The sequence below is a fragment of the Coprococcus sp. AM100_B19A genome (assembly GCF_027662015.1).
Lineage (GTDB): Bacteria > Bacillota > Clostridia > Lachnospirales > Lachnospiraceae > Allocoprococcus > Allocoprococcus comes.
Map to the genome: position 1 here is coordinate 1 of NZ_JAQDKN010000031.1, position 4,874 is coordinate 4,874.

The following is a 4,874-nucleotide window of genomic DNA, read 5'->3' on the forward strand; positions in this document are numbered from 1 at the left end:
TTTTTTGAATCTTATACAGCAAATTTATTTTTTGAAATTGGCATAGTGAAAGAATAATATTTTAAACTGCTTAAGAACAATTATTTACATGATGTAATAATTTTTGTATTTATTTCAGAAATTATTACAAATAGTTTCTTAAAAATTACATTAAAAGAAAATGAAAAAGAAAAAATATATAATATATGTCGAAGGAGGACGATAAGAGATTGTCCTACAAAAATACAAGATTTGTAGAATTAAAAAAATATTGGATAAGGTGGTTGGTAAAATGGAGACCTAATTTGTTTAATGAAGACAGAAAAGTATATGTTGAGTTTATATATGTTTGAAATGAAATTATTATGAAACATATAGTGTACAAACAGAATGGTTTGAATATGAAAAGTATAGAAATAGTATGTTTGTTGTTTCTAAAATTATAAAGGAGCTAAGATAATGGACAATAGTATTTTAAGGAATTGTGGAATTACGGCAATGTCTATTGATATTACATATAATTGTAATTTTCGTTGTAGACATTGTTTTAACAGAAGTGGGGAACATTGTTTTGGAGAGAGAGAATTGACGGATGAGGAACTAATGAAAATCATAGTAGAAGTAGCAGACATTGCACCAAGATCTTTGTGTATTTGTGGTGGAGAGCCTTTGTTACGAAAAGATATTTTAATCAAAATGGGAAAGTATTATACAGAAAAGACAAGCGGAAGAACAAGTTTAAACATGGTGACAAATGGCTTCCTTATAACAGAAGAAGTTGCAGATGAGTTGAAAGAAGCAGGTTTTAGAACGGTTCAAGTAAGTTTGGATGGTGCTAGTGCAGAATCACATGAGTGGATTAGAAATCAGCCGGGATCATTTGAGAGAGCTAAAGAGGCATTGCGAATATTAGTTGATAGAGGATTTTATGTTGGAGTAGCATGTACTCCGAGTAAAAAGAATTTAAATGAAATTGATGAAATTATAAAAATTGTAGAAGAAATAGGGGTAAATGAATTCAGGATGCAGCCATTGATGAGGATGGGCAGAGCGAAAGGAATGTCAGAATTCTTTTTGGATGATAAAGAGTATTATAAGTTATCTACAAAAATAAAAAAATATGCAATTGAAAAGAAAGATAAGTTGAAGATTGAGTGGGGGGATCCCATTGAACACCTTCTTGCGATGACAAGCCGTTTTGATTTAAAGTATGCTGCAATTAGTGCATACGGCGAGATAGAGATTTCACCATATATTCCCATTGTATTTGGGAATCTAAAAAAGCATAGTTTAGAAGAGTACTTAGTTGCCGGTTTTAGAGAAATAGGAAAATATGAATTTCCAAGAAAATTGTATAAGTTAGCTTTATCTCCAGATTTGTTGGATATTTCATATAAAGGACATGGACTACCAGCACCGCATACAGGGGAAAATATCGATTTTGATTTAATTGAGAATAATCTACAAAAATTAGACATGGATTATATCAAAAAGTATAGATTGGAGGAAGTATAATGAAGGTTTCATTATTAAAAGAGGATAAAATAGAACAGATTGTAAAATATTGTATGAGAATTTTCGAACAAGAGAGAGCAGAATGTTTCGTTAGTAGTTTAAATGTAATTCAGACATTTCAGCAGTTAACAATTGTCCGAAATTTGTTTTTTAATAATGCTATTAAGGCGTTTGGTGTGTTGAATGATACAACCGGTGAAATTGAAAAGATTATGATTGTGAGATTAGCAGATGCAATTGAGTATACTGCTGTAATTGAGATTATTATCTCGTCGTTAGATTCGGAATTTGTAGGATGCTGTATTAATGAACTGAAGGATTACTTTGAAGATAGTTATTATAGTAAAGTGAAAATAAATATCATTGATAAAGAATTAGATTTATATACTGAAAAAATGCTAATAGATAATTGTTTTAATAAGGAACTTGAATATGAAATTGATACAGGGATATTTAGGGTTTTTACAAGACCGTTATAAGGGAGTAGTGGTATGAAATTAAAATGGGATTTAGAGGACAGTTGCAATTTGAGGTGCAAGCATTGTATTGTAGGGACGACATCATATCCACCATCAATTTCTTTAGAAAAAGCAAAAAAGGTAATTGATAAATGTCATGAAAGCGGTGTAGATAATATTGTGTTGTCTACAAAAGAACCTTTTATGTACCCATATATTACGGAAGTAATAGATTATTGTTCGTTATATAAAATTAAGATTGCTATCATTACAAATGGAACATTGATTGATGAAAAAAAATTGAAAAATTTACTAGATAATTCAGAAACGATTAACTATATAGCATTTAGCTTAGAAGGAGTATCACCTGAAACCAATGACTTTGTACGAGGGGAAGGGGTATTCGAAAAAGTAATGAGTGTAGTTTCTAAAATAGACAAGATTAATAAAACAGAAAAGAAAAATATAAAATTAATTCTTCAAATGAATTTAACTAGCAAAAATTATGAAGAAGTGCCAGATATGGTTAATATCTTAAATACCTTTCCCTTTGTTCAGGTAGCGATAGGAAAGCTGTATATAGATGGGAACGCAGCATTTTATAAAGAATTGGATTTGGATAACTGGAAGTATGAAGAAGCGATATCTACTTTAATTAGTTCCTATATAAGAATAGAACGCCCCAATTATGAATTGACGTTTAAGGATATATCTGTATTTGATGCTATTTTTTTCAACACTGTTTTTGGCACATCATATAAACCAAATATACCAGATTGTTCCATCTTTTATGGTGGCTATTCACTAATGTCGAATGGAAACTATTGTGCTTGCTCTTTGCTATTAGACAAAGGGTTAATTGAGAATGAAAAACTAGATTTAGGTAAATTTGATGATTCGGACAAAATAGAAACAACAAAAAAGTTTCAAATAGGTAGTGAATATTTTGATTATAAAGAGTGTGAAGTGTGTTGCGAGTGTCCATTTAAAAAACAATGTCAAATGTGTTTGTTAATAGGTTTATCTAAAGAGAATAGAATTTATCAGATTGAAAAATGTCGTTTTTACTTCAATAAGTTGAAAAGATTATTAAATGAGGTTATAAATAACAGATTGCCATTTCAACTAAATCCCAATGTGGTTATAGTGTCAGCAGGAAAGGAATGGACAGTATACAATAGTTTAATTGGCGAACATGAGTTATGGAGGTTTAAAACAAAAAAAGAAGATGAAATAAATATGATAAGGAATCTGCAAGATAATGGTAGCTGCTGTTTTAGAGAATTTGCCATGGGTAACAATGAAGATAAATCTAGAGCGTTGCTAGAGAAGCTACTATTAGCAAATTTATTATTTGTCAATAAAGGAGATAAATGAAAATATGAAAAATTATTATCCATTAAAAAGTAGCAAAGGAATTGCTAATATTCGAAAAGTTGAAAATGGAGCTTATGTATTAAGTGAATACAGTATATCCAATACAGAAGTATTTTTAAATTCTACGAGTAGTTATATCTTGGATTTATGTACTGGAGAAAATAGTATACATGAAATAATTCTAAAGATAAAAAAAGAGTTTCATGAAGATAATGAAGAAATGATTCGAAAAGATGTAGAAAATCTTTTGCATGAAATGTGGTGTAGAGGATACATAGAATGGAAGGATAAATATAATCCGTTTTTAACATATTATGAACAGAAAAAGGATAGATACACCTATTGTATAGGGAATTTAGACTTATTAGAAAAATATGAAACTAGAATAGGTGGAGTTGAGTATACAGATATTCATTATAATAGAGATGTAATTCTTGGAAAAGACTTTTTATATTCAACATATTTAAACGGTTTAAATACAGTGTTTGCTTTAAAAGAAGGTGAGAAAGAACTGTTAAGATTATTTGTGAATCTTGACGTGCCGGGAAGACGAGTTTACATAAGGCATATGGAAGTAGCAGTGGAATTGACAGGTATTTATGAGGTATATCGTGATTTTATTGAATGGTCTTGTAAAGAACTTATAAGGAAAAACTGTATTGAAAGTAAGAAGAAGCATATCTGTAATTGTATCATGGTAACAGATAGTAAAGATGTAAATAATATTTATCTAGAAGAAATCGGATTTCAATTTAAAGGAGAATTAACAAAAGAAGTTTATGTAGATGAAGAATATAAGGATGCGTCTGTGTTTGTAAAAACAATTTGTTTGTAATAAGTAGATAAAACAATTATCTATTTATTATATGAAAACTAAAAGAAAGGAGGAAAAAGTATGTCTCAATATGAAACACCGGTAATCGTAGATGGCAATAATAGTGAGACCATTGAACCTCAGGCATGTAATGTATGTTTAGTTGGTGGAGTAGTTGCAGCGGTATGGAATGTTGGAGCAGTATGGAATGTTGCTGTAGCTGTTGCTTATGCCGTAGGTGCATTAGTAGTAATTAAAGGTTTAGGTCCAGAGTGCTAAAATGAAAAGCCGAGTATGGGAGGTATGAAATATTACCTCTCTACTCATTTAAAAAGGGAAGAGAATTAAAATGAAAAAATTATGTAACTATTATTATTCTTTAAGTAAGAATAATAAAAATATTGGAGAGCAGAGTATAGATATCATACGAAATGGAAATGAAGAATTTATCTCAATTGAATTATTTTTGATTGGGAAAAAAGTGACGGTAAATGTCAAATATGTAGACGGATTATTGGAATACTATGTAAAAAATACATTAGAGTCAGGAATGTTAAAAGAAGAAAAGTTGAATTCGATTCAAAAAAATGAATATTCTTTTTATAGGAATGGGAAAGAAGGAACAATAGTATCAGGAAAGCCATTATCGATTTATGAAAAAACGATTTTTGTTCCTAATGAAGTACCACAAAAAGTTTTTTCAGAAAAAAACATAATATCATTAGAGTCAT

Annotated in this window: 6 protein-coding genes; all 6 read left to right on the forward strand. The window is 29.6% G+C overall.

What is annotated here, in order from left to right:
• Positions 1-438: 438 nt before the first annotated feature.
• A complete protein-coding gene (locus PGQ33_RS16460) occupies positions 439-1,494 on the forward strand; it encodes a radical SAM/SPASM domain-containing protein (protein ID WP_015521367.1) in 1,056 nt (351 codons plus the stop codon).
• Positions 1,494-1,973: a hypothetical protein gene (locus PGQ33_RS16465; RefSeq protein ID WP_270206104.1), complete on the forward strand. Its 480-nt coding sequence runs from the start codon at positions 1,494-1,496 to the stop codon at positions 1,971-1,973. The genes PGQ33_RS16460 and PGQ33_RS16465 overlap by 1 nt, the downstream gene beginning before the upstream one ends.
• Positions 1,974-1,985: 12 nt before the next feature.
• Positions 1,986-3,329: a radical SAM protein gene (locus PGQ33_RS16470; RefSeq protein WP_270206105.1), complete on the forward strand. Its 1,344-nt coding sequence runs from the start codon at positions 1,986-1,988 to the stop codon at positions 3,327-3,329.
• A gap of 4 nt (positions 3,330-3,333) precedes the next feature.
• The gene (locus PGQ33_RS16475) at positions 3,334-4,164 is read left to right on the forward strand and encodes a PqqD family protein (protein WP_270206106.1); all 831 of its coding nucleotides are present in this window, start codon (positions 3,334-3,336) and stop codon (positions 4,162-4,164) included.
• Positions 4,165-4,224: 60 nt separating this feature from the next.
• Positions 4,225-4,422, forward strand: coding sequence for a hypothetical protein (locus PGQ33_RS16480; protein ID WP_015521369.1), 198 nt, complete (start codon positions 4,225-4,227; stop codon positions 4,420-4,422).
• Between the two features lie 70 nt (positions 4,423-4,492).
• The coding region (locus PGQ33_RS16485) for a hypothetical protein (protein ID WP_270206107.1) at positions 4,493-4,874 on the forward strand (382 nt) is incomplete at its 3' end.